We start from the raw sequence: 24,985 nt of genomic DNA, 5'->3' as shown, positions 1-24,985 counted from the left end.
TTTAGTCTCCGTACAACAATTCTGCACAGAAGCCACAAGCTTCATTATTATCACGACGTTGGCCATAAAAATCTGGACAAATATGGAATCCATCATCATAAATAGCCTCGAGATTTACCTTGCCATGAGACATTTTAGTCCCTGTCTCCTCTTGAACCACTTGACTCAAGTGCTCACGTAGCTTGTCGTTTTCCAACTTGAGGGCCGTATTTTCATCAAGAATCCCTGAGAAGTTCGCCTTAATTGCTTCCACTTCTGCCAACATCGACATCAAATTTTGTGATAATTCCTCGAATTTATCATACAATTCACGCTTTTCCATTTAGCTGAACTTCCTCCACTCCATAAGTTAGGGGCGCACGCCCTTTTTCAAATACAACCTTAATAGTCCCTGCAATTACATCAATGGCAACGACCTGACCTGTGCCATCCTTGGTTTCAATGTCATCACCCAAGTCAGGATAACTAGCCTTGCTATCTCGGTAAAAGTCATCTTCATAACTGAGACAACACATAAGTCGACCACAGACCCCGTTCATCTTACCAGAATTCAAAGATAAACTTTGGTTTTTAGCCATCTTAATTGATACTGGTGGGAATTCACCCAAAAAACTAGAACAACAAAGTGCCCGCCCACAAGGTCCTAAGCCACCATAAATCTTTGATTCCTCACGACTTGAAATTTGGCGCAACTCAATACGTGTCTTAAAGTAAGAAGCCAGATCTTTGAGCAATTGACGAAAATCTACCCGTTTTTCAGCAACAAAACTGATTAGCACATAAGAGCAATTTAGCGGAAAGACAATGTCAACGACCTTCATTTCTAGCTGATTTTGAGCAATTAAATCAGCTACTACTCCCATACTCTTTTCAGCCTTCAAAAGATTTTCATCATATCTAGCAAAATCTTTCTCTCCTGCCAATCCTTCAACCCGATTCAAATCCGCAGGCAAACTAACCTCAGGAAAATCAGAGTTTTCCATGACAACCTGGGCTAGGCGTTTATCTTTTTTCTCCAAAACGACTACAAAGTCATCTTTGGCATAATTTTTATCAGGAACAACATATTCTACTGCTCCAGTTTCTTCAAATTTTATTCCAATGACTTCTGTCATGATAATACCATATACTCCATCGCATTTTGAAAGCTGACATTAGCTAGCCACATTTTTCGTGCCTCATAAACTAAGCCTAACCATCGTCTTGCTTGTGGATTTTGTATATCCTTCCCCAATTGATAAGTTAAAAAAGCCCAGACCATCTCTTGTTCCGACTTTTCACTACACTGGACAGCCAGTTTTGCAACATCCAAATAAAGCAGGTCCTGATTAGATAGCAGGGACTGTGTGAAACGCTCTACTGTATTAATCAGATCAAGAATCCTATTATCCTTAGCTAAGTCTAAAGCCTGAACATCATCTTTAGCAAAGTCCGCCAACACTTTGGCTTGTGTCAGCAACAAGCCTTCCTTCTGCAGCAATTCTTCTAGATAAGCCCGATTCTTAGGAAAATAAAAGAGTTGAGCTCGACTTTTAATCGTCGATAAAATACGACTATCATCAGCTGTCAAAAGAAAAATATAAATCTGACTTTGAGGTTCTTCAATAAACTTTAATAGACTATTGGCAGCATTGACATGCATCTTATCTGCATCACGAATGATAAACACCTGAGCCTGCCCCTCAAAACTCGATTGACTAAACTCTCTGGTCAACTGACGAATCGTGTCCGTCTTAATAATCTGTCCTTGTGGTTCTACTAATTTAACATCAGAAAAGTCCCCCTGTGCAATCAAGCGACAGGGACGACAATGACCACAAGGTAGACCATTCTCAGGAGTCACACAAAATCGACTCTGTGCTAGCCAAATAGCCATGTCGAGACTTCCAAAATCACCCGAAAACAAATAAGCATGACTCAAACGATTTTCCCTGATAATTTGTGAAAACTCTTCAAATAGTTTGCTTTGACTTTCAGCTAACTTCATCTTGCTCCTTATAAATAGCCTTTAATTACTTTCCAAGCGTCCTCTACAACATCTTCAAAAGCCTGTGAGGCATCGATTAGCTTGATACGTTCTGGTTCAGCCTGTGCTAAATCTAAATAACCTTGACGTACACGCTGATGCAAGTCAAGCTTCTCTAAATCCAACCGATTGACTTCACGTTCACCGCTGGCTGCAATGCGGGCCAAACCAGTCTCAGAATCCACATCAAACAATAGGGTCACATCAGGTTTATGCCCATCAGTCGCATAGGCATTTAACCAGGCAATCTCATCCTGATTCAAGCCACGACCAGTACCTTGATAGGCAACTGATGAATCAATAAAACGATCCATGATGACCATATTGCCTTTTTCAAGCTCTGGTAAGACCTTCTCAACCAGATGTTGACGGCGAGCCGCAATATAGAGCAAGAGCTCTGTCTTAGCATCCATAGCCGTATTATCCACATCCAAAATAACCTCTCGGATTTGCTCTGCAATAGCCACTCCGCCTGGTTCACGTGTCGTCACGACTTTAGCTAGATAGGCTTCTCTAAGACGAGGCAAAAGCGCCTCCAAAACTGTAGTCTTTCCAGCACCGTCTGGCCCTTCAATTGAGATTAATAACCCTTTTGACATGATACTTCCTTCTGATTTTTTTCATCTTCTATTTTATCAAATTTTAGCTTAAATGAACAATCTAGGACAAAAGAAAACAGAGGTTTCTAAAAACCCCTTTTTCTATCTGAATACTTCTGACCATGCCGATTGCAGGTTTCGAACCTGTGACCTACGCGTTACGAGTGCGTTGCTCTACCAACTGAGCTAAATCGGCTGACACAGTCATTCTAGCACTATGTCCTAAAAAGTCAAGTTCTGTATGAAATTTAGAAAAAAGAACTTGGACGAACCAAGCTCTTTCTTTTCTTACAATGATTTGTAAAGTTGACTTGCATTTTCAACAGTGAAACCATATTCTTTAAAGATACGGTCACCAGGTGCTGAGGCACCCCAAGTATCAATAGTAAGTGTCTTACCTGCAAGACCAACGTATTTGCCCCAACCAAAGCTAGTTCCAGCTTCGATAGCCAAACGTTTTGTCACAGCTGCTGGAAGGACTTCTTCTTTATATGCAGCATCTTGTTCATCAAAGAGGTTTTGTGATGGCATTGAAACAACACGAACATGCACACCTTCAGCTTCAAGAGCAGCCTGCGTATCAAGTGCCAATTTCACTTCAGAACCAGTTGCAATGATGATACCATCAAGATCACCTTTTGCTTCTGAGATGATGTAAGCTCCTTTATTGACACCAGTTTCAGCATTTTCAGCAGTACCATCAAGGACTGGCAAGTTTTGACGTGTCAAGACTAGCATTGTTGGACGTTCAGTCTCAGTCAAGGCACGTTTCCATGCAGCATTAGTTTCATTACCATCTGCAGGACGGATAACGTTAAGGTTAGGCATTGAACGCACACTTGCCAATTGTTCGATTGGTTCGTGAGTAGGTCCATCTTCACCAACTGCTACTGAGTCGTGTGTCATAACATAAGTTACTGGCAAGTTTTGAAGAGCTGCCATACGTACTGCTGGAAGCAAGTAGTTTGAGAAGACGAAGAAGGTACCACCATAAACACGAGTACCACCATGAAGAGCAATACCATTCATCGCTGCAGCCATAGCAAACTCACGCACACCAAACCAAATATTACGTCCAGCATAGTTGTCTGCTTGGAAATCAGACTCAGCCTTAACCATTGTATTGTTAGAAGCTGAAAGGTCTGCAGAACCACCCCAGAATGAAGGAACTTGTTCAGAAATCTGTTGGATAGCTTGTTGGCTTGATACACGGCTAGCTACTGCTGAACCCAATTCATGAGCATTCAAGTTAACGTGTACAGGTTCATTTGCAAAGGCAACCTTGTATTCAGCAGCCAATTCTGGGTAAGCAGTTTCATATTCTGCAAATTTAGTTTGCCAAGCATTTTCAGCAGCTTCACCACGGAATTTAATACCAACTTCAAAACGACGAGCAACTTCATCTGGAACTGTAAATGCCGGTGCATCATAACCGTAAACACCTTTTGCGTGATCAATGCCATCTTGACCAATTGGAGCACCGTGGACAGCTGATGTTCCTTGCCCTTCAGCTCCATAACCAATGATTGTCTTAACTTCAATGATAGATGGTTTATCTGTCTCAGCCTTAGCTTCTTCGATGGCTTTAGCAATAGCTTCCAAATCATTACCATCTTTGACAAGAATGTGTTGCCAACCATAAGCTTCAAACTTAGCCTTAACATCTTCTGTGAAAGCCATTGAAGTTGGTCCATCAAGTGAGATATCATTTGAATCGTAAAGAAGCACCAACTTACCAAGTTTAAGGTGACCAGCAAGACTGGCAGCTTCTTGAGAAACACCTTCCATCAAACAACCATCGCCATGGAGGGCATAAGTATAATGGTCAACAATATCAAAACCAGGTTTGTTAAATTTAGCTGCCAAGTGTGCTTCAGCCATTGCCATACCTACAGCATTAGCAATCCCTTGACCAAGAGGACCTGATGTTGCTTCAACACCATCAGTATGGTTAACTTCAGGGTGACCTGGAGTCTTAGAGCCCCATTGACGGAAATTCTTCAAGTCATCCATTGTTACATCATAGCCAGAAAGGTGCAATAGACTATAAAGCAAGGCAGAACCATGACCAGCAGAAAGAACAAAACGGTCACGGTTTGTCCAGTTACGGCTAGTCTTTGGATTAACATTCATCACATGGTTCCAAAGCACATAAGCCATTGGCGCTGCACCCATAGGAAGACCTGGGTGCCCAGAATTCGCGGCTTGAATTGCCTCGATCGAAAGCGAACGAATAGTGCTGACCGCCATTTGGTCAATTGCATCAAAAGTCATGATTCTAACTCTCCTTTTTTGGAAAAAAATGCGGAGCATACAGACTATTAGCGTCTGAGCTCTAGTTATACTATTTTAATTATAGCATATTATCTATCTCTTTGGGCAATCCAATTCTATTTGTGAAACCCTAAACCTATAAAATACAGGACCTAAAGCGTTCGTTTTTACAAACCAATAGCATTTGTCTTATCCCAAGCAATTATTAAATCTATTTATCAAAAAACAAAAAAGCCAAGGGAAACCCCGACTTTATGTAAAATTATTTAACGAAGTCAAGCAATGCCAAGAAGCTTTCAGCTTCAAGTGATGCACCACCTACAAGAGCTCCGTCAACGTCTGGACAAGCCATGTATTCAGCAACGTTTTCAGGTTTAACTGATCCACCGTATTGAACACGTACTTTGTCAGCAACTTCTTGACCAAAGTCAGCAGCTACAACGTCACGAACAACTTTACACATTTTTTGTGCGTCGTCTTGTGAAGCTGATTTACCAGTACCGATAGCCCAGATTGGTTCGTATGCGATTACTGTTGAAGCTACTTGTTCTGCAGTCAATCCAGCAAGAGCAGCTGAAACTTGAGCACCTACGAATTCTGCTGCTTTACCAGCTTCGTAAGTTTCAAGTGATTCACCACAACAGATGATTGGAAGCATACCGTTAGCAAAGATTGCTTTTGCTTTTTTGTTGATGTCTTCATCAGTTTCGTGGAAGTAGTCACGACGTTCTGAGTGACCGATAACAACGTAGTCAGTACCGATTTCTTTCAAAACTTGTGGGCTAGTTTCACCAGTGAAGGCACCAGCATTTTCAAAGTAAGTGTTTTGTGCAGCAACTTTAAGGTTTGAACCTTTAGCAGCGGCAAGTACAGCTGTCAAGTCAACTGCAGGAGCTGCGATACCAGCTTCAACAAGATCTGATGAAGGAAGTTTTGATGCTACAGCTTCAACGAATGCTTTTGCTTCTTCTGGATTTTTGTTCATTTTCCAGTTACCAGCGATAAATGGTTTACGTGACATTTCACATACCTCTTCTTTTATTTATTTACTCGTTTATTTTATCACAAATCCCTTACTATTACTAGGATTTTAGGAAAATTCCGAAAACTCGACTTCCTTTATGACTTTTTAACACTATCAAAACTTAGCTTAAACACCTTAAACAGTTTAAAAGTATAGAATCACAAGTATTTTTAAACACCAAAAAGAGCCGAGTAAACTCGACTCTCTCAATTATTGTCTGACGAATAATTGTATTGGGAACTTAATATTAATTAAGCTTCGATTTCAGATACGATACCTGAACCAACAGTACGTCCACCTTCACGGATAGAGAATGTTGTACCTTGTTCAACGGCGATTGGGTGGATCAACTCAACGTCGATAGTCACGTTATCACCAGGCATAACCATTTCAGTACCTGCAGGAAGTTCGATTGAACCTGTTACGTCAGTTGTACGGAAGTAGAACTGTGGACGGTAGTTGTTGAAGAATGGAGTGTGACGTCCACCTTCTTCTTTAGAAAGGATGTAAACTTCACCTTTGAATTTAGTGTGTGGGTTGATTGAACCAGGTGCAGCCAATACTTGACCACGTTCGATTTCATCACGTTGGATACCACGAAGAAGGACACCGACGTTATCTCCGGCAATACCTTCGTCAAGTTGTTTACGGAACATTTCAACACCAGTAACAACTGCTTTTTGGATTTCTTCTTTAAGACCAACGATTTCAACTTCGTCATTGACACGAACAACACCACGGTCGATACGTCCTGAAGCAACAGTACCACGACCAGTGATTGAGAATACGTCTTCGACTGGAAGCAACAATGGTTTGTCAGTGTCACGTTCTGGTTCTGGAATGTATTCGTCAACAGTGTTCATCAAGTCCATGATGATGTCTTCGTATTTAGAATCACCTTCAAGAGCTTTAAGAGCTGAACCTTGGATAACTGGAATGTCATCACCTGGGAAATCGTATTCTGAAAGAAGGTCACGGATTTCCATTTCAACCAATTCAAGCAATTCTTCATCGTCAACCAAGTCAACTTTGTTCATGAAGACGATAAGGTGTTTAACACCAACCTGACGTGAAAGAAGGATGTGCTCACGAGTTTGTGGCATTGGTCCGTCAGTAGATGCTACTACAAGGATCGCACCGTCCATTTGAGCGGCACCAGTGATCATGTTTTTAACGTAGTCCGCGTGTCCTGGCGCGTCGATGTGAGCGTAGTGACGTTTTTCAGTTTCATACTCAACGTGTGCAGTGTTGATTGTGATACCGCGTTCACGTTCTTCTGGAGCAGCGTCGATTGAAGCGTAGTCTTTTGGTGTGTTAACTGCGCTAGGAAGACGACGAGCCAATACAGTTGTGATAGCAGCTGTCAAAGTAGTTTTACCGTGGTCAACGTGTCCGATTGTACCAATGTTAACGTGTGGTTTACTACGATCGTATTTTTCTTTTGCCATTTAGGAAAAGCCTCCAATAAAATATATTTTATAGATAGACAGTAGGCAATACAGTCTAACTTTACTCTACTATTCTATCAAAATGTCATAGAATTGCAAGTATTTTATATAGTTTTCAGTTTTTCTTTAGAGTAATTACAAATATTCCTTTCAATAATTCTATTTCTAATGCTCCTATTAGCTTTCACTATCTTCATACTACTGCCCAACACCATCTAACGAAAAAAGAAGCCGTATTAACGACTTCTTCTTAAAGGTACGATTTTTTCATCTTGATTTTCCAATTCTTGAGTCTGAGATAACTCATCCTCAATCGCTTGAACAATATTATCACGCTTTTCATTAGCAGCGATGTTCAAGACAAAGGCTATCCCAACTGAAGTCACTAAAAGAGAGTTACCTCCTTGCGAAAGGAAGGGGAAGGTAACCCCTGTTGATGGAATCAGCCCTGAGATTCCTCCGATGTTAACGAAGACCTGCATTAGCATTAAGGCACCTACACCCAATGCCATCATAGAGTTAAAAGGATTTCGTGCCTTGACTCCCACAATCATAACACGAAGAATGAGGAAAAAGAGGAGGGCCAGAATCAAGCCAGCTCCGATAAGACCTAACTCTTCAATGACAATTGAAAACACAAAGTCTGTTGTAGCTTCTGGGAGATAACCAGTTTTTTCAATCGAATTTCCAAGTCCAAGACCGAACCAGCCCCCATTACTCATAGCATAGTAAGAATGAGATAGCTGGAGACCAGATCCAGTCAAATCCTTGAACGGATTAAAATATGCTGCGAAACGCTTGGCAACATAACCGAAGATAGGTACCTTAGCCATGGTTTGAACCCCAACCAAGGCAATTAAACCAAGGAAGGCTGATGAAATCCCTACAATGCCGGCAAATAAGGCCGTGAACCAACGGTAGCCAACACCAGAAATTGAAAACATAACTACCGTAGTCAATACAATGATAGCCGCATTCCCCAAGTCAGGTTGGATAGCAACCAAACCGATCATACCAAGCAAATAAACACGCCAGTCATTAAGTTCCTTACCATTCCTAGGAATCCATCTATTCTTCGTCAATGCTTGGTAGTCATAACGTTCTATGGCAGACTGTTTTTTTGAAAAAGTGTGTGCCAAAAACCAAACAACAATGATTTTAAGGTACTCCGCTGGTTGGAAAGACAAGGGACCAAGCACAATCCAACCATTGGCACCATTGATTTCCCTGGTGAAAAATTTGGCAATGACCAAAAGTAAAATCTCAAAGGCAATAACAACACCCAAAATCTTATCTTTCCTGAGAAAGTTCAACTTCAGTCGGTAGATGAAAAAAATAGAGAACAAGGATACCAACCAAAAGGCTCCTTGATTTATAACAGATGCGAAGGGATTGGCTCCCAAAGCTACTAAACGAGCACTTGTTGTTGAATACACTACTATTAAACCAACTATGGATAAGATTAAATAAGGTATCAAGATGGTGTAATCTAAAAGATGCTTCTTTTCAATTTTCATATCTTTAAAAAACTCATACTTTCTATTACGTTACTCTACATTTTCTCTTAAAATATAAAGCTAACAGCATATATTATAACACTTTGATACCTTAAACTAAAGTAAAAGCTAAATTAACCGTTTTCAGGACTGGAAATCTGATTTTTATCTTACCTTCAGATAGGTTTTACAATGAGCTTTCTTTGATAACTTTGCTACTTCTCATGTTTTCTTTTACGACAAATAAAAAACGGGACCAAAGTCTCGTTTTTTGTTGTCTTATTTTGTACCGACACTGATACGATTAAGTGCTCGACGGAGAGCAACCTGAGCACGTTGAACTTCATCAATACGGTCAGATTTAGTTGCTTCTTCCAAGTCACGTTCGGCACGTTGCTTGGCACGTTCGGCACGAGAAACGTCAATGTCGCGTTCACGTTCTGCTGAATCGGCAACGATAGTAATAAAATCATCTTTAACTTCGATGATACCACCGTTTACGGCAATCCAATCGACGTGACTCTCGTCATCCACACGACGAACCTTGAGTTCATCCACTTCAAGTGGCGCAATCAAGTTAATATGGCCTGGCAAGATACCAATTTGACCATCTTTAGTAACCGCGTGGATAAAGCTGGCATGGTGGTCATATTTCAGACCATCCGGAGTTACCACTTGTACGGTCATTTGTGCCATATATTCACCTCATTAGTAGCCCATAGCTTTAGCTTTAGCTACTACATCCTCAATTGGACCTACGCTACGGAAGGCATCTTCTGGAAGATTGTCATATTTACCTTCAAGGATTTCTTTAAAGCTACGAACGGTTTCAGCAACTGGAACATAAGAACCTGGTTGACCTGTAAACTGTTCAGCAACGTTGAAGTTTTGTGACAAGAAGAATTGGATACGACGAGCACGTCCAACCAATGTTTTTTCTTCGTCTGACAATTCATCCATACCAAGGATAGCGATAATATCTTGCAATTCACGGTAACGTTGAAGCACACGTTGAACTTCAGTCGCAACAGCATAGTGTTCTTCACCAACAATTTCAGGTGAAAGGGCACGTGAGCTTGATGCCAATGGGTCAACGGCTGGGTAAATACCCATTTGTGTCAACTTACGTTCAAGGTTGGTTGTTGAATCCAAGTGAGCAAATGCTGTAGCTGGCGCTGGGTCAGTATAGTCATCGGCTGGAACGTAGATGGCTTGGATTGATGTAACAGAACCTTTTTTAGTTGATGTGATACGTTCTTGCAATTGACCCATTTCAGTAGCAAGTGTAGGTTGGTAACCAACGGCTGATGGCATACGACCAAGAAGGGCAGAAACCTCAGAACCCGCTTGAGTGAAACGGAAGATGTTATCGATGAAGAGAAGCACGTCTTGACCTTCGACATCACGGAAGTATTCCGCAATTGTCAAACCTGTAAGAGCAACACGCATACGTGCTCCAGGTGGTTCGTTCATTTGACCGAAGACCATGGCTGTTTTCTCAATAACGCCAGATTCTTTCATTTCCCAGTAAAGGTCATTACCTTCACGTGTACGTTCACCAACACCTGTAAACACGGAAATACCACCGTGCTCTTGGGCAATGTTGTGAATCAACTCTTGAATAAGAACGGTTTTACCAACACCGGCACCACCAAAGAGTCCGACTTTACCACCTTTAAGGTAAGGGGCAAGCAAGTCGATAACTTTAATCCCTGTTTCAAGGATTTCAGTAGATGTTGACAATTCATCGAAAGTTGGTGCTTTTTTGTGAATTGGTTCACGCTCTGCATCTTCTGCAAAAGGTGCTTCCAAGTCAATGGTATCACCAAGAACGTTAAAGACACGTCCAAGGGTATCTTTACCAACAGGAACGCTGATTGGACGACCAGTGTCCAGAACTTCTAGTCCACGAGTCAATCCATCAGTAGATTCCATGGCAATGGTACGAACCACACCTTCTCCAAGTTCAAGAGCTACTTCGAGCACGATACGTTTAGACTTTTGTTCGTCAGTATAAACGACCAATGCATTGTTAATCTCAGGGAGTTTATCACCAGCTGCAAACGCTACGTCTACAACAGGACCAACAACCTGAGCAATTTTACCTGAGCTCATTGTTTTCTCCTTATGATAGTTTTTTGGATGACAATCATCCCTTTTTCATGTGTGTCTAATTAAGACAAATCTCTAGCTATTCAAGTGCACTTGCACCACCAACAATTTCAGTAATTTCCTGAGTGATGGCAGCTTGACGCGCACGGTTATATTGGATTGTCAAATCGTTAATCACATTCTTAGCATTATCAGTGGCTGTCTGCATTGCAGTCATACCCGCTGCGTGCTCAGCTGTTTTGGCATCTACGATAGCACCGTAGATAAGACTCTCCGCATATTGTGGTAAGAGTTGATCCAAAATAGTGTCACGATCTGGTTCCAATTCAAACTTGGTCAACACATGACCTTCTGATTCATTGGGATCCAAATCAGCGATAGGAAGCATTTGTTCCACACGAACTTCGCTAGACAAACTGTTAACATGGTGGTTATAGCACACATAGAGTTCATCAAAAAGTTCATTTTGATACATTCCTACAGCTTTAGAAATGATTTTTCCGACTTGATCAAAACTAGGTTGATCTTCAAGGCCACGAAGTTCAAAAGCAACATTCATGTTACGAGCCTTGAAGAAATCTGAACCCGTTCCACCAATAGAAATGATAGCATATTCATCTTCAGAATCATGGTCACGTTTAATCATGTCCAACACAGCTTTAAGAATTGTTGAGTTGTAACCTCCAACAAGTCCTTTATCTGAAGTAATGACAATGTAACCTGTCTTACGAACTGGGCGTGCATCCAACATTGGATTTGACGAACCATTAATCAATTCTGAATGTAGAAGATCTGTTGTGATCTGTCTAATTTTTGAGGCATAGATTTGGAAATCTTTAGCAGCTTGCTCAGAACGTGTCAATTTTGAGGCAGAAACCATTTGCATGGCTCCTGTGATTTGACTCGTTTTCTTAGTTGAAGCAATTTTTGCTTGGATTTCTCTTAGAGAGCCTGCCATATGCTGTCCTCCCTATTTCTATTTGTATTCTGACTGATCTTTGAAAGCTTGGATAGCTTCATTAAGTACAGATTCCTCAGGAATATCCTTAGTTGTACGAATAGTTTCAAAGATATCCTCATGGTGACTATCAAAGTAGTCATAGAGTGCTTCTTCAAAATCCAAGATTTGATCAACCGGAACACTATCTAAGAAACCATGTGTCAAAGCGTAAAGGATAACAACTTGTTTCTCAACTGGAAGTGGTTTATGAAGCGGTTGTTTCAAAACTTCGATTGTACGACGACCACGGTTCAATTTCGCTTGAGTCGCAGCATCCAAATCTGAACCAAATTGCGTAAAGGCTTCAAGTTCACGATATGAAGCCAAGTCAAGACGAAGTGTACCTGCAACCTTCTTCATTGCTTTAATTTGCGCTGATCCACCTACACGTGATACGGAAGAACCCGCATCAATGGCTGGACGAATACCTGAGTTAAACAAGTTTTCTTGCAAGAAGATTTGTCCATCTGTGATTGAGATAACGTTTGTTGCGATATAAGCTGAGATATCTCCGGCTTGCGTTTGGATGATTGGCAAGGCAGTAATTGAACCACCACCAAGATCATCTGAAACTTTAGCTGAACGTTCCAAAAGACGTGAGTGGAGATAGAAGACATCCCCTGGGTAGGCTTCACGACCTGGTGGACGACGGAGAAGCAATGAAAGTTCACGGTAGGCCACGGCTTGTTTAGACAAATCATCATAAACAATCAAGACGTGTTTTCCGTTATACATGAACTCTTCAGCCATTGCAACACCAGCGTAAGGCGCGATGTAAAGCAATGGTGATGGTTGTGATGCTGAGGCAGTCACAACGATTGTGTAATCAAGAGCACCATGTTTACGGAGAGTTTCTACTTGTGTACGAACTGTTGATTCTTTTTGACCAATAGCCACATAGATACAGATCATATCTTGCCCTTTTTGGTTCAAGATAGCATCAATGGCTACTGAAGTTTTACCAGTTTGGCGGTCCCCGATGACCAATTCACGTTGACCACGTCCAATTGGAACCAAAGCATCAATCGCCTTAAGACCAGTTTGCAATGGCTCAGAAACTGATTTACGTTGCATAACACCTGGAGCAGGTGTTTCAACTGGACGGAAACCTGTTGTTTCGATGTCACCAAGACCATCAACTGGTTGCCCAAGTGGGTTTACTACACGACCGATAAGGGCTTCACCAACTGGAACTTCCATGATTTTTCCAGTACGTTTAACAATATCGCCTTCACGAATTGCTACGAAATCCCCCAAGATAATGATACCGACATCATTAGTTTCAAGGTTTTGGGCCATACCATAGGCACCATTTTCAAATTCGAGCAACTCACCACTCATGGCATTATCAAGACCACGAGCACGTGCGATACCGTCACCGATATAGGTAACGACACCAGTTTCAGTGACGTCAAAGTTTGGCTGGAAGTTTTCAATTTGCTTTTTAATTAAAGCGCTAATTTCTTGTGCGTTAATTGCCAAAAGTCACACCACTTTCTATTTCAAATTCGTTTTAAAGGTTTGCAATTGACTGCGAATTGACGTGTCAACAACCTTATTTTTTGCTTTGATGACGAATCCTCCGATGAGGTCCTCATCAATTTTTTCTACTAAACGACGTGTCTTAATCTCAAATTTTTGTGAAACAATCGCCAAAAGTCGGGCTTTTTGCTCCTCAGACAAGGGACTTGCTGATGTCACTGTAACATCGTAAGTATTGTCTTCTTGATCAAAGAGATCAAGGACCAATTTCAACACATCATAGAGAATGTTGGCACGGTCATTGAGTAAGATTACCTCAAGAAAATTGTTCATATATACTGAACAAGACTCTTGAAACAAGCTCAAACTTTCTTTTTTAGCTTCACTTGTCACATTTTCCTGCGACAAGAAGGTTTTTAGATTTGTTTCAGCAAAAACTGTTAGGATTTGCCTTACTTCTTCTTGGATTGTTGACACGGCGTCTTGTTCAAAAGCGACTTCTACCAGGCTTCTGGCATACTGCTCAACAAGAGCTTGTGTTTTCTTATCCATTAAGCATCTCCTAATTGATCAAGATAGCTATCAATCAAGTCAGATTGCGCTTTAGCATCAAGGTTTTGTTTCATAACTTTTTCCGCCAAGAGGACAGTTAAGTCTACAACTTCACCTTTAACGCCAGCAAGTGCTTCCACACGGCTTTGGGCGATGTCTTGATTTGCTTTTTCTTTCAAGCGTTTAGCTTCATCATGTGCTTCTGCAATGATTTTAGATTCTTGAGTTTTACCAGTTTCCTTGGCCCCATCAATAATTTGAGCTGCCTCAGTGCGAGCACCTGCCAACTCATCTTGACGTTTTTGTGCCAAGCTTTCTGCTTCTTGACGAGCATTTTCAGCACTATCAATATCTGTGGCAATTTTCTTTTCACGAGCAGCAAAGACTCCTGTAATTTGATCCCATGCGAATTTACGGATGAGGTAATACAAGAGAAAAACTGAGCCGAGTGTGATAATGATATTACCAAGTGTCGTACTATTAATCAGTAATGACATTTCATTTCTCCCTTTCTTAATTATTCTTCGTTGACTTTATCACCAATATAGTTTGAACTTAGGATAATAAAGACATAGGCTTGGATAAAGCCGATAAAGGCTGAAAAGGCAACCCAGACAAGGTTCAAAGCAAAGGATACAGGTGCTGCAAAAGCAGACCAGGTCACCAATTGAAGAATCAAGCCAGTAAGTACCTCACCAGAATAAATGTTACCAAACAAACGCAAGGCCAATGAAGCAAGGTTGGTTAATTGTTCCAAAATGTTCATTGGGAGCATAGCTGGGTATGGTGAAAGGTAGCCCTTTAGATAGCCTTTAAACCCTTTTTTACGGATCCCCTCAATATGACTAATGAGGGTAATAATCAAAGAAAGAGTGATAGTAACACCGAAGTTCGATGTTGGAGAAGTCCAAAAATTGTAATGCTCACTTTTTACAGACACAAGCAAACCTAAGTTGTTTGCTGTAAAAACAAAGGTGAAAATTACAAACAAGAGCAAACTATAATTCTTCGTGAATTTTCCAAGATTTTGAGAAATGGTACTGTTCACAAACTCATAGATGAACTCAAGCACATTTTGTTTTCCCTTTGGTTTAATGGTCATCTTACGACTTGACCAAAAAACCACTCCAAAAACGATAATTACTGTCAAGAGAGACATGGCAAGGACAGTCAAGTCAAAATCAATCCCAAATAATGAGACGGTTGGATTACTTGTAGTTTCCACTGCTCATCCCTCCTTCATCTTTTATTTGTCTATTAGACAATGTAGCTAAGGGCAAACAATACGAAGAAGGTACCTTCGATAAAGGCAACACCAGTAAACATCAATGTTTGAAGTTTGCTAAACATCTCAGGTTGGCGAGCTGCAGCTTTAGCGATATTGGCAACGAGGATACCCTCACCAAGAGATACACCCATAACGGCCAAACCGAGGGCTAAGATAGTTAGATTCATAGTAGAATTCTCCTTTTTATTTATTTTTACCCTGCTATTTTAGTCCTATTTTCCACGAAAGTCAATGAATTGACGGTTTTTCAGACGTTTTCACTGACTTTGCCTAACGTTTTCATTTTACTTACACAAGCGTTTACTTTTAATGAAAAACTTTCTGCTTATTTCATAAAAACAAGCCTAACCTTGTGAGATTAGACTTGTTTGGGAGATTTATGAAAAAAGAAAGATACACTGTCTGACTTAAAGCCAAGGACCGTGAGTGCCACTGAACCAAGTTCAGCAATACTTATTAGGATGGTTATAGTATAGCTTGAGTTACTTAAAGAAAGCTGAAGGGGGAGAATTATTTATAAAATATGAAAATAATTATTTATTCTTCGCCACCCATCCAATAGCATCTGATGGAGGATTATCAATATCAATCCAGATAAACTCTATACCAATTTCACCGTTTCTGAATTTGCTGAGACGAATGCCATTGATCTCTAATTCATGTTGGGCCGTTAGGATTTCTCGTTCAGCAAGTTGGAATACTCCTCTCAAAATCCAATTCCCAAGAATATCCTGTTTATCTATAGACTGGATTGCTTTCCCAGAATCTTGGTTAATATAGGCAGTAATCACATCACCTGATGATAAAAATCGTAACATAAAGGTCCGCTCTTCATGGAAATGTTTGGAGTCTGGAAGAGGGATATATACTTCACTGACTGGACGATACACCAGCTGCTCAATTTCTTTGACTAGTTTTTCATCCCCCGTTTCGTGTACAAAACGAATCAAGTCCTCACGAACGGACGGCACTGCACCCATAAAATGAGACACAAGAAAACACTCCTGTTGAAATCTGGTAAACTAGAAACAAGAGTGTTTTGTTATGGTCAAAAAAGCATATTCAGTCAAAACTAAGCTAGCCTGTATCGAAATGAAGAAGGCAAGCAAATCAAATAAAGTTATCATGGATTCCCTCGGTATCAAAAATGCTAGTCAGGTCAAGACCTGGTAGAGATGGTATCAGAAGCTACCTCAAGGAGCACTTTTACACAGCGACAAAGAATCTGTCTACACCTCAAAAGCCTACTATCAAGCTTGTACGGAAAAAGGCATCACCCGCTCCATGTCCCGAAAAGGAACACCAGCAGATAATGCCTGTATCGAATGGTTCCATTCTGTTCTCAAATCTGAAACCTTCTATCTCCATAAGTGGAGAAACTTAACTAAAGATAGTATAACAGATATTGTTAAAAATTACATCATATTTTCTAATGAAACTAGAATTCAGCAGAAATTAAATGACCAATCTCCTGTAGATTACAGAAAACTGATCGCATAAGAGTTTTTTCTCTTATCCCATTATTGGGGTGCAGTGCCAATAAATCAGGAGGTTTTTATTACTTGCTTATTACTCAAAATAGCTTAATGGCAAAAAATAAACTATCTGAATCAGAAAAAGTTGAAAATTTCGAGAGTAAAAAGTTTATTTAGTTCTGATGTGACAAAATACGTCTTCTTTCCTCATCAATAATACTAATTGCTTCATCAATCTCATTCTGAGAAAATTCTGGTGATAGAATATTATTATCAATAGCTTTGTACATTATGTTAGACTTAGTCTCTAGTTTCTTATAAATTTGTTGATCAATATAACCTGGATCACCGCTATCATCTGATTCGCATTTAGTTTGTAGATAATAATATCTTGTATATTGGTTATCTTCTAACCCTAATCTGTGAATTCTATCTCGAGATTGAAGCATAAAAGTTAGATTAAAATTGTACTCAAAATACAAAGCATCATGAACCTCTTTATGCAAAGATACCGATTCACCAAGAGTTTGAGGGTTAGAAATCATAACCATAGTATTACCAAATCGAAAATCATCAATCAGATTCTGTCTACCAGAAACATCCGTACCACCATACACTAAATTAGCTTTCACTCCAACTTGGTCTAACCTATTTTGTATTTTTTTCATGGTATCAACAAATATTGCCCAGACTATGACTTTTTTCCCCTCTGATATGAGCTCTTGAATTTTTTCAATACCTTTTTCAAATTTAGGAGAAATCATACTTGAAAAATCATACTCATTATATCCTTTAGCTTCTCTGATTCCCGAGTCCGAAGTAATTTGAAGTCTATTATTAAATATTTCTTCAGATATTTCAACGGTGTCATCTTTATCATTATCGTCTGCAAACCACATATCTTTATATTCAATCCTTCTGTTAAGTAATTCAGGATTTGTGGATGCTTGTATCAAACGAATCAACCTAGCTAAACTCGATGATTCATTATAGTATATGGACTGTGCTAATTGTTTCTGCTCTTCGCTAGGTTCTACATCCAAAAAAATATCTGGATCTGGTTTAGGTACTCCTAAGTCATCTTTGTTTAAGCGCCAGAAGAATGGAATTAAAGCTTTATTAATCTCTTCAATTTTCCTAACACTAGGATTCTTTAATTCATCTAAACTCCATCTAAAAAATGAATTGTACTCATTTGCATAAAGCAAATGAAGAAAGTTATAGATATCTTGATAAGAATTAGGTATAGGTGTGCCGGTTAAAACAAACTTAAATCTTGAATCCTTAACTAGCTCCAAAGCAGCTTGAGCACGAATTCCGAAAGGGTTTTTTATTCTATGAACTTCATCAAAGACAATCATTGTCTTAATTGACAGCAATTCCTGCAACTTGTCTTTGTATTTTGTCAACGATTCATAATTCACTAATACAAGATTTGATATTTTCCAGTTCAAAGATAAATCAAAATCAAAATTTTTGGAACTTTGACAATCAATTACTTCTAACCGTTTCTTATTTCCAAAAACTTGTTTAAATTCTTCTTTCCAACTGTTGAAAGCATTAATAGGACAAATAACCAATAAATTATCTACGTGCTCACTTTCAACTTTCTTGGAATTCAAAAATGCAAAAACAGCCAAAATCATAGCAGTTTTACCAGAACCTGGCACAGAGAAGTTCGCAGCTCTAGCCATCCTGTATTCGTAGAAGGCTGCCTCAAGTTGCAATTTTTTAAACGGACGTACAACCTCTGAACTAACAACAGAAACAAACTCTTCAAACTTTTCTTGCTCCCCATGAATTGTATATTGTTCAGGTGATTTTAAATAAATTCCTAACTTACTATATTGCTCAATAGAGTACTGTTTTAACTTTAGGTAGTCTTGTACTTCCTCTGATACTTCAACTATAATATTTTTTCTATCACATCTCTTCCTTGTTTCTTCAATAATGTAGTTTATATCCATATAAGAAAATTCTGACTTGATAGTTGAGTTATCATCTTCAAAATATTTATTGGACAAATCTGATCCAGGCTTTAGTTTTCTATCTGAGTTAGTAATTTGTATAGAAGAGTTATCTTGACGTACAATTATATTTCCACTTTTTAAATAAAAATAGATATTATTATCTGACTGATTTTCTTTAACTTTATTTATTGTGGAATATTGCTGGTATTTTTTTATTTCATCATAAACAATTTTTGTAGCATCGATTGTCAGAATATCTTTCTCTTCATTTTTCCATAATCGGTTAAATCTATTTTTGTTAGCTAATATTCGCGTTTGAACATTCTTACTTGAATCCCAAGAAACGTCTACGGAAATACTCTCATAATTATATTCTAAACCATTTCTAGTTTCATTAACAGATCCATTAAAAAAGACAGTTTCATCATCTGAATCAATAAGACCAAATTTATCATGAAAAATTCCTTGTCCTCTTGGAATAACTGCAAACTTTACCTCTGCATGGTTACTTGCAATCATGAATGCCAGATTACCTAACGATTCTTTTGTTTGATTATTTAGAATAGTTTTCCTTAACTGAGCAGGCAAATCTACTAAACTATTTTTAAGAGCATATCCTTCTTGAATTTTTTTAAAATCTTCTTCAGAGATATCAGTAGAAATGATAAATTGAGCAAATCCATTATTTCCAAATAATTTATCCAACCCCTTCGAATATAATCCCAGTCCCTCACTAGAAAAATAGGCTGAAACTCTTCTATAAATAGTAGCTTCAGATAATACCGGTTCATAGAATTCTTTAACTAAATTTCCACTTTGATATGTAGGTTGTATTAGGTTTTTAAGTTTTAGAGAAAATACCATTCCTTTTCCCCTCTTCTCTATTTGGATAATTTAAATGCTAAATCTCTAATTTCTTGAAGAATTTCTTTTGCCTCAAAAAATTCTTCTTCATGCAGTTCTTTTAAATCTTCAGAAGATAAATCTTCTAATGTATCTCTGATTTCCTGCAATTTTACCAAGGATTGTCTGCGATTTGCTGTTATTTGGCCTTTGTTTGATAATCTGTTAGTTGTTTGTAATAATTTACTTGAAACTTCTGCTATCTCAAGATTATTATTTAGATTATTTTTTAAATCACTTGCCTTATCTATTGGATTAGACTCAAAAAAGTCAATAATATTATCTACATGCTCATCAGTAGCACTTATGAAATGTTCTTTCATTTCAGGATTATCTAAAATATTATATTTGACATCTCGGATTTTTCTAGTGATATCTCTATCACCAACTTCAGACTTTGCAATCTGGACTGCTAAAATAGTTAGTACATTTTGAGTTATCGTCTCTTTATCTTTTTTTAATTTATTAATTGTTCTTTCAATATCTTCCAGAGGTCCATCTAACTTCAATTCTCTAGCAAGATAAAATTTATCAATAGGATTTTCGTTGGGAGCGACTATAGATAAGAACTTGATAATCAATTTAGCAAGTCGTAAGTCTTTGTTAATTCCCTTAGTGTTACCAGCACCACTTGCTTTTTTATATTCCTCAGGAGTCATTAGTTTTTGAACTTCAATTGTATTGTATACATCAAAAATACGATCAATTGGATCATAACTAACTCTTTCTTCACGACCAAGCTGCAAATCTAATTCTAACTCTTTTATTTTCTTTTCATCAATTTTTTTACTGATATCAAATGAAAGTATAACAGCTTCGAAGTATTGTTGGATTTTTGTTTCTTTTTGTATTCTACGGAGAGCTGTAAATCTACGATTTCCATCAATAACTCTTCCATCTGAAAGAATTACACCAGGTTCTTGTTGTCCTTTCTCAGAAATAGAAAATTGAGTGTTCTTTAGAGCTTGCTTCTTAGACTCATAAATAAAACTTTCAAATTTTTCATTATATTTTGAATCTCCAATTTCTGGTGTTAATTTACCATGATTTGATATGTACTGATGGTAAACTGTATTAATACGACCATTTTGATCATTATAGTATAAATATTTTAACGGGAATTTGTATACTGGATAGTCTTTTGTTTCTCCCCCAATAGTCAAACGTTTTTTTAAAGTTGTTTTTTCAATATCTCCATTTTTTATTAATTCATTCAAATCTTGATTCATATTCATTCTCCATCAGTCTATTTTCCATAAATTAGTACAGGTACTAAGTAAAGTGACATTATCTGACTTAAAGGTATTTTATCTTTAAGCTGAGAAAGATTCGTATGATAAACATCTATTTCTGAATCTCCCCCATAACTAATAAGATGCTTTTCGATTAGCTGTCTAATATAATTAATAACATAATATGGATGTGAAACATCATCCTCATGAAATCCATACCTTTTGTTTTCTTGATTTAATTGATCTATGGAGTATCGCTTAATAACTCTGTCATTATCTAATTCAATGATTAAGTTTGGTACTAAGTTCTTAAGAAGAGATTTAGCTTCCATTTGATTAAATCGTGAAACAATAATTTTTTTAAATCCTTTCCCTGTTCCCGCATGTGCAACAACACCCCAATTTCCACTTTCTCCATTAACTTTATTAGTTAGATCCACGGTCATGTTTCCTGATTTAATAGGAAATTGTCTAAACAATGCTTTCTCACTTCGCGTAGGAGGATTATCAAATTCCTTTAATTTTTTACTATCTAAATATTTAAATTGGTTAATATCTTTATCAATAATCTTAGCGGGTAATTTTGGAAATTTTATTAGTTCCAGAATTTTTATAGCTAGAGCAAAAGATAGTTGAACACAAACTGCATTTCCTACCTGTCTCCACTTTGTAGACTCATCACCAAAAAATTGGTAATCTAAAGGATAGCCCATAATGCAAGCAGCCTCTCTAACAGTCGGCAAACGGTACTCTCCATCTCCTACTCGATTGTTACTAGATTTATACAGTATAGCTTCTCTAGTGCTAGCTGATTGTGTTGCCATGATAGTACGACTTGGCTTGTTCATGTTTTCTGGAAACGACATCTTTCCCATATAAGGATGTCTCTGTTTTAAATCTCTAGCCTTTTGCCACTGCACTTGGTAGACACCTGTATCATAAAAATGATCTTTAAAGTTCTCAATTCTAACTTTTTCCATTGGATAATTAGGATCAACCACAAAATTACTCGATGACTGATTAAGAGGTTTAGGAAAATCTTTAAATAATTTATTTAGAGTTATTTTTTCCTGATTAAGTTTATCAGGAAATGGGAATTCTCCAGTATCTATAATTTCTCCACTAACAAAACGCCTTCTTGATTGAGCAGCACCATAATCATCTGCATGTAATATACCGCCATTATATTTAGATTTAATAGCAACAGATTTTGGATTTAAATTTTGTGATATTGCCCAATTAGATAACCCTAATTCTTCAAAGGTATATTCTTCTTGAACATAGTTCTGTGAATTAGGAACATTCTCCATTAACCATGCTTTTAACTTAGAATTCTTTTGAAACTTTTTTACTGCAATTACTTTATAAAAAGTTTTAATCAAATTAATACCTGAATCTTTATTAGCGTTTCCTCCTTGATTAGAAAGAGAAAACAATTGACATGGTGGACTACCAATAATAATATCTGTGTCAGGTAACTTATTTATTTCTTCTATATCCTCAAAATCAAGTACACTTTTTACATTATCATTTAGTCCGTGATTAAAATTATGTGTTATAATTGCAGGCTGCCAGACATCAATCCCCATTATTACATCATATCCTGCTCTTCGGAAACCTTCTGAAAAACCACCTGCTCCACAAAAAAAGTCTACTACAGTTAAACGGTTTAATTCTTGCATATTATCTATAAATCTTTCTATATTTCTAACTTATTTTAACTTTTACTTAGATAAAAAAGCATTATATTTCTAATAACATCAATCTATAACCAATTAATTTAGGTAAAAACTTAAAAATATTCTATAATATGTCTAAGCAATAAAACGCCTCAAAGCTAGATTTTCCAAGTAATACTCTCAGGTTGCATTTCATCTACAATTATGTACACTAGTCCATAACAAATTATTTTTAATAAAATTTTTCTTTTCTTGAGAATATTTTATTGCTTTATAATGTTATTAATATAATCCTTTGAAATCCAAAATGTTTGTTTTGGAAGTTGTTCTCCGTTTGTAAATAAAAATAAATCCTCTTTATTTATCGCTTTTGGCTGTACATAAATAATATCTCCATTGTTTACGCTAGGAAATTTACTAGTTTCACCTTCAATAAATGCATTGATTGTTTCTTTATATAATCGTTCCACCTTCTCGCTATTTTCTTCATCTAACATATTAAGACTAAAGTCACGCTTCATAGTTATATGTGTTATTGATTGTTTACCGTTACGATCTTCTTCAACATCAATTACATATATGTTATACTTTTTGTCTAATTCACTGTATAAGGTGGACTCAGAAAAAGTTTTAAAATCACTTTCTTTGATTTCCATGTCATTAATAAGTCTATCTTCTATACTTAAATTTTGATAGAGCTCTGAAAAAGTTTTAGAAGACAAGTAAAAACCTTCCATTACATTACCATTTACTTTTCTGATGACTCTTATATTATCCATTTGATTCTTATCATAGTTAAATTTTAATATTAAAGGTTGATATTGTAAATCAGAACTGTCATTTAAGAATTTCTTTAACTCATCATAATATGCATCATCTAAATTTTTATTAACATCATTACTCTCTTTCTGTTTTTCATATTCTTCAATTATTTCATTATATAGATTATCGTTTTTAAAACTGTTATAATTATATTCTTTTTTTGAAATAATCTCTTTAAATTTCTCAAAATAAACTTCGAAGATTTTTTCTTTTCCTTCCGCATCTGCTATACTTTCATAATGCTTAATCACAAAACTCTCAAAGTAATTTTTTGCATATCTATCTATTAAATCCTTTTCTTTGGTCTCTCTATTTTTCTTTTTCCACCAAGATTCTACTTCATTTAGGAATACAATTTTTTGAATCATTTCTTCAGATTTTGATTTTAGTTTTATTTCATCTCCATCCTCAAAGACAATTTCCGAATAAATTGAGTTAATTTGATCTTCTAATTCACCTTTATTAAAGTTTTTACTTTGGCCTGGTTTGTTGTCCACAATCAAAAATTGTTTTACAAATTGCAATGGGGTGAGTCCTCCATCTCGTTCAACTTCACCTGTTTTTAAAATATGTATCTCTGAAAACAATTTGTTTAGATTCGTAACTTTTTCAGAAATTGCAATGAAATCCTCATCTGTAATTGGATTTTGTGTGTTCAATCCTCTCGTAATAAAGTTAGAGTAATTGTCTTTCCCTTGAATCACTGTAAGTTTTACTTTTATTTTAGAAATTAATGATTTCAATTTTTTCAATTTTTCTTCATCCGATTGATACTGATATTTTAATTCGCTATAAACCAAGAAAAAATTTGTTATTGTCTGAGCACCATTAATTACACTACAAAAATTTCGATTCAACGTAATCTCATCATTTTGAAACTTAAAATTTCTAGGGTTTTCGTTATCTACAAATACAGTAATTCCATTATGGCTAAACCAGAACAATCTAGGATCATAATCATCTTGGCCTCCTTCACTGTCAGCAGTATCATCAATTATTGATAAGTATTTACTAAAGATTGAGCGAATAGTTGATTTATTTGAAATTATTCCATTCCTTACATTTCTTCTAAATAACTTCACTCCCGTGCAGTTATATAGCTTTTTAATTTCAGATAAAGAACAATTAACAACCATAGCTGATAAATTTTCACTTTGTTCAGGTGATTCTAAATAGTTTATTCCATCATCTTCTACTTGGATAGTAATATCATCTGAATCCTGAAAATATACAGAATTAAATAAAGCAAAGTTATTCTCAATTTTATTTTTTTTAGTAGCACTGTTTTCTTTTTGTTTTAGCTTCTGTATCGTTTCACGCTCTTCTTCCCAACTATTAAAAGAGACAAATACATCACGTTGACTTAATTTCGCATCAGTCATTTTTGTAAGTAATTTTTCATACTCAAAATCTTCACTTTTGAAACTCCCATGAAATTGATAAATAAGAACATCTTTATAACTATCATCATCACTCATATCTTTAAATAATACTAGTCTATTCTCATCAATTTTTTTAACTTGTGATTCATCAATTTCAGAAATAGCAGGTAAAATGCCTTCTTTTACCCAGTTGTCTATCTGTAAATCATTCATTCTCTTCC

The 24,985-nt window shown here is 37.1% G+C and carries 21 protein-coding genes, 1 tRNA gene and 2 pseudogenes; 2 read left to right on the top strand and 22 right to left on the bottom strand.

What is annotated here, in order from left to right:
* Nucleotide 1: 1 nt before the first annotated feature.
* The 18 genes and pseudogenes from yabA to ACWPVZ_RS02290 form a co-directional block, all read right to left on the bottom strand.
* Nucleotides 2-322 (bottom strand): DNA replication initiation control protein YabA, encoded by a 321-nt coding sequence (gene yabA, locus ACWPVZ_RS02375; RefSeq protein ID WP_002887582.1) that lies wholly within the window; start codon nucleotides 320-322, stop codon nucleotides 2-4.
* The gene (ricT, locus tag ACWPVZ_RS02370) at nucleotides 309-1,115 is read right to left on the bottom strand and encodes a regulatory iron-sulfur-containing complex subunit RicT (RefSeq protein WP_073950236.1); all 807 of its coding nucleotides are present in this window, start codon (nucleotides 1,113-1,115) and stop codon (nucleotides 309-311) included. The genes yabA and ricT overlap by 14 nt, the downstream gene beginning before the upstream one ends.
* Nucleotides 1,112-1,987 carry a DNA polymerase III subunit delta' gene (locus ACWPVZ_RS02365; RefSeq protein WP_414341310.1) on the bottom strand — a complete coding sequence of 292 codons (876 nt, stop codon included), beginning with the start codon at nucleotides 1,985-1,987 and terminating at the stop codon, nucleotides 1,112-1,114. The genes ricT and ACWPVZ_RS02365 overlap by 4 nt, the downstream gene beginning before the upstream one ends.
* 8 nt (nucleotides 1,988-1,995) lie before the next feature.
* Nucleotides 1,996-2,625 (bottom strand): dTMP kinase, encoded by a 630-nt coding sequence (gene tmk, locus ACWPVZ_RS02360; RefSeq protein ID WP_414341312.1) that lies wholly within the window; start codon nucleotides 2,623-2,625, stop codon nucleotides 1,996-1,998.
* 123 nt (nucleotides 2,626-2,748) lie between these two features.
* Nucleotides 2,749-2,821, bottom strand: a tRNA-Thr gene (locus tag ACWPVZ_RS02355).
* 92 nt (nucleotides 2,822-2,913) lie between these two features.
* Nucleotides 2,914-4,899, bottom strand: a complete 1,986-nt coding sequence (tkt, locus tag ACWPVZ_RS02350; protein ID WP_414341313.1) for a transketolase — start codon at nucleotides 4,897-4,899, stop codon at nucleotides 2,914-2,916.
* A gap of 262 nt (nucleotides 4,900-5,161) precedes the next feature.
* Nucleotides 5,162-5,920: a triose-phosphate isomerase gene (gene tpiA / locus ACWPVZ_RS02345; RefSeq protein WP_002890214.1), complete on the bottom strand. Its 759-nt coding sequence runs from the start codon at nucleotides 5,918-5,920 to the stop codon at nucleotides 5,162-5,164.
* Between the two features lie 254 nt (nucleotides 5,921-6,174).
* Nucleotides 6,175-7,371, bottom strand: a complete 1,197-nt coding sequence (tuf, locus tag ACWPVZ_RS02340) for an elongation factor Tu (protein WP_002890213.1) — start codon at nucleotides 7,369-7,371, stop codon at nucleotides 6,175-6,177.
* A 236-nt stretch (nucleotides 7,372-7,607) separates the two neighbouring features.
* The gene (ftsW, locus tag ACWPVZ_RS02335; protein ID WP_454380693.1) at nucleotides 7,608-8,888 is read right to left on the bottom strand and encodes a cell division peptidoglycan polymerase FtsW; all 1,281 of its coding nucleotides are present in this window, start codon (nucleotides 8,886-8,888) and stop codon (nucleotides 7,608-7,610) included.
* Between the two features lie 258 nt (nucleotides 8,889-9,146).
* Nucleotides 9,147-9,563 carry a F0F1 ATP synthase subunit epsilon gene (locus tag ACWPVZ_RS02330; RefSeq protein ID WP_002890211.1) on the bottom strand — a complete coding sequence of 139 codons (417 nt, stop codon included), beginning with the start codon at nucleotides 9,561-9,563 and terminating at the stop codon, nucleotides 9,147-9,149.
* A 12-nt stretch (nucleotides 9,564-9,575) separates the two neighbouring features.
* The gene (gene atpD, locus ACWPVZ_RS02325; RefSeq protein ID WP_002890209.1) at nucleotides 9,576-10,982 is read right to left on the bottom strand and encodes a F0F1 ATP synthase subunit beta; all 1,407 of its coding nucleotides are present in this window, start codon (nucleotides 10,980-10,982) and stop codon (nucleotides 9,576-9,578) included.
* A 76-nt stretch (nucleotides 10,983-11,058) separates the two neighbouring features.
* Nucleotides 11,059-11,937 (bottom strand): F0F1 ATP synthase subunit gamma, encoded by an 879-nt coding sequence (locus tag ACWPVZ_RS02320; protein WP_002890208.1) that lies wholly within the window; start codon nucleotides 11,935-11,937, stop codon nucleotides 11,059-11,061.
* Between the two features lie 18 nt (nucleotides 11,938-11,955).
* Nucleotides 11,956-13,461, bottom strand: a complete 1,506-nt coding sequence (gene atpA / locus ACWPVZ_RS02315; protein ID WP_002890206.1) for a F0F1 ATP synthase subunit alpha — start codon at nucleotides 13,459-13,461, stop codon at nucleotides 11,956-11,958.
* 15 nt (nucleotides 13,462-13,476) lie between these two features.
* A complete protein-coding gene (locus ACWPVZ_RS02310) occupies nucleotides 13,477-14,013 on the bottom strand; it encodes a F0F1 ATP synthase subunit delta (RefSeq protein WP_195413692.1) in 537 nt (178 codons plus the stop codon).
* Nucleotides 14,013-14,510, bottom strand: coding sequence for a F0F1 ATP synthase subunit B (gene atpF / locus ACWPVZ_RS02305; protein ID WP_414341315.1), 498 nt, complete (start codon nucleotides 14,508-14,510; stop codon nucleotides 14,013-14,015). The genes ACWPVZ_RS02310 and atpF overlap by 1 nt, the downstream gene beginning before the upstream one ends.
* Nucleotides 14,511-14,530: 20 nt before the next feature.
* Nucleotides 14,531-15,238 (bottom strand): F0F1 ATP synthase subunit A, encoded by a 708-nt coding sequence (gene atpB / locus ACWPVZ_RS02300; RefSeq protein ID WP_002890198.1) that lies wholly within the window; start codon nucleotides 15,236-15,238, stop codon nucleotides 14,531-14,533.
* A gap of 32 nt (nucleotides 15,239-15,270) precedes the next feature.
* A complete protein-coding gene (locus ACWPVZ_RS02295) occupies nucleotides 15,271-15,468 on the bottom strand; it encodes a F0F1 ATP synthase subunit C (RefSeq protein WP_002886037.1) in 198 nt (65 codons plus the stop codon).
* 366 nt (nucleotides 15,469-15,834) lie between these two features.
* Nucleotides 15,835-16,266 (bottom strand): annotated as a pseudogene (locus ACWPVZ_RS02290) (hypothetical protein); the annotation flags it as partial.
* 79 nt (nucleotides 16,267-16,345) lie between these two features.
* On the opposite strand from ACWPVZ_RS02290, the gene ACWPVZ_RS02285 reads away from it, so the two are divergent.
* Both ACWPVZ_RS02285 and ACWPVZ_RS02280 read left to right on the top strand, forming a co-directional pair.
* On the top strand, nucleotides 16,346-16,474 hold the full coding sequence (locus ACWPVZ_RS02285; protein WP_414341316.1) for a hypothetical protein: 129 nt from the start codon (nucleotides 16,346-16,348) through the stop codon (nucleotides 16,472-16,474).
* Between the two features lie 15 nt (nucleotides 16,475-16,489).
* Nucleotides 16,490-16,801: pseudogene (locus ACWPVZ_RS02280) on the top strand (transposase); the annotation flags it as partial.
* 148 nt (nucleotides 16,802-16,949) lie between these two features.
* Here ACWPVZ_RS02280 and ACWPVZ_RS02275 read toward each other — a convergent pair.
* The 4 genes from ACWPVZ_RS02275 to ACWPVZ_RS02260 form a co-directional block, all read right to left on the bottom strand.
* Nucleotides 16,950-19,610, bottom strand: a complete 2,661-nt coding sequence (locus ACWPVZ_RS02275; protein WP_414341317.1) for an SNF2-related protein — start codon at nucleotides 19,608-19,610, stop codon at nucleotides 16,950-16,952.
* A gap of 17 nt (nucleotides 19,611-19,627) precedes the next feature.
* Nucleotides 19,628-20,878: a ParB N-terminal domain-containing protein gene (locus ACWPVZ_RS02270; RefSeq protein ID WP_414341318.1), complete on the bottom strand. Its 1,251-nt coding sequence runs from the start codon at nucleotides 20,876-20,878 to the stop codon at nucleotides 19,628-19,630.
* A 17-nt stretch (nucleotides 20,879-20,895) separates the two neighbouring features.
* On the bottom strand, nucleotides 20,896-22,563 hold the full coding sequence (locus ACWPVZ_RS02265) for a DNA cytosine methyltransferase (protein ID WP_414341319.1): 1,668 nt from the start codon (nucleotides 22,561-22,563) through the stop codon (nucleotides 20,896-20,898).
* A gap of 260 nt (nucleotides 22,564-22,823) precedes the next feature.
* Nucleotides 22,824-24,977: a hypothetical protein gene (locus tag ACWPVZ_RS02260; RefSeq protein WP_454380685.1), complete on the bottom strand. Its 2,154-nt coding sequence runs from the start codon at nucleotides 24,975-24,977 to the stop codon at nucleotides 22,824-22,826.
* Nucleotides 24,978-24,985: the final 8 nt, after the last annotated feature.

It is taken from the genome of Streptococcus sp. Marseille-Q6379, from assembly GCF_965119505.1.
This window is presented reverse-complemented; position numbering and strand designations above follow the sequence as displayed.

Coding starts and splice junctions, on each gene's coding strand:
- ACWPVZ_RS02285 (WP_414341316.1), top strand. CDS start 16,346: ATGGTCAAAAAAGCATATTCAGTCAAAACTAAGCTAGCCTGTATCGAA.
- ACWPVZ_RS02330 (WP_002890211.1), bottom strand. CDS start 9,563: ATGGCACAAATGACCGTACAAGTGGTAACTCCGGATGGTCTGAAATAT.
- ricT (WP_073950236.1), bottom strand. CDS start 1,115: ATGACAGAAGTCATTGGAATAAAATTTGAAGAAACTGGAGCAGTAGAA.
- ACWPVZ_RS02265 (WP_414341319.1), bottom strand. CDS start 22,563: ATGCAAGAATTAAACCGTTTAACTGTAGTAGACTTTTTTTGTGGAGCA.
- tmk (WP_414341312.1), bottom strand. CDS start 2,625: ATGTCAAAAGGGTTATTAATCTCAATTGAAGGGCCAGACGGTGCTGGA.
- tpiA (WP_002890214.1), bottom strand. CDS start 5,920: ATGTCACGTAAACCATTTATCGCTGGTAACTGGAAAATGAACAAAAAT.
- ACWPVZ_RS02275 (WP_414341317.1), bottom strand. CDS start 19,610: ATGGTATTTTCTCTAAAACTTAAAAACCTAATACAACCTACATATCAA.
- ACWPVZ_RS02365 (WP_414341310.1), bottom strand. CDS start 1,987: ATGAAGTTAGCTGAAAGTCAAAGCAAACTATTTGAAGAGTTTTCACAA.
- ACWPVZ_RS02320 (WP_002890208.1), bottom strand. CDS start 11,937: ATGGCAGGCTCTCTAAGAGAAATCCAAGCAAAAATTGCTTCAACTAAG.
- ACWPVZ_RS02260 (WP_454380685.1), bottom strand. CDS start 24,977: ATGAATGATTTACAGATAGACAACTGGGTAAAAGAAGGCATTTTACCT.
- ACWPVZ_RS02295 (WP_002886037.1), bottom strand. CDS start 15,468: ATGAATCTAACTATCTTAGCCCTCGGTTTGGCCGTTATGGGTGTATCT.
- tuf (WP_002890213.1), bottom strand. CDS start 7,371: ATGGCAAAAGAAAAATACGATCGTAGTAAACCACACGTTAACATTGGT.
- atpD (WP_002890209.1), bottom strand. CDS start 10,982: ATGAGCTCAGGTAAAATTGCTCAGGTTGTTGGTCCTGTTGTAGACGTA.
- yabA (WP_002887582.1), bottom strand. CDS start 322: ATGGAAAAGCGTGAATTGTATGATAAATTCGAGGAATTATCACAAAAT.
- ACWPVZ_RS02310 (WP_195413692.1), bottom strand. CDS start 14,013: ATGGATAAGAAAACACAAGCTCTTGTTGAGCAGTATGCCAGAAGCCTG.
- atpF (WP_414341315.1), bottom strand. CDS start 14,510: ATGTCATTACTGATTAATAGTACGACACTTGGTAATATCATTATCACA.
- ACWPVZ_RS02270 (WP_414341318.1), bottom strand. CDS start 20,878: ATGAATCAAGATTTGAATGAATTAATAAAAAATGGAGATATTGAAAAA.
- ftsW (WP_454380693.1), bottom strand. CDS start 8,888: ATGAAAATTGAAAAGAAGCATCTTTTAGATTACACCATCTTGATACCT.
- tkt (WP_414341313.1), bottom strand. CDS start 4,899: ATGACTTTTGATGCAATTGACCAAATGGCGGTCAGCACTATTCGTTCG.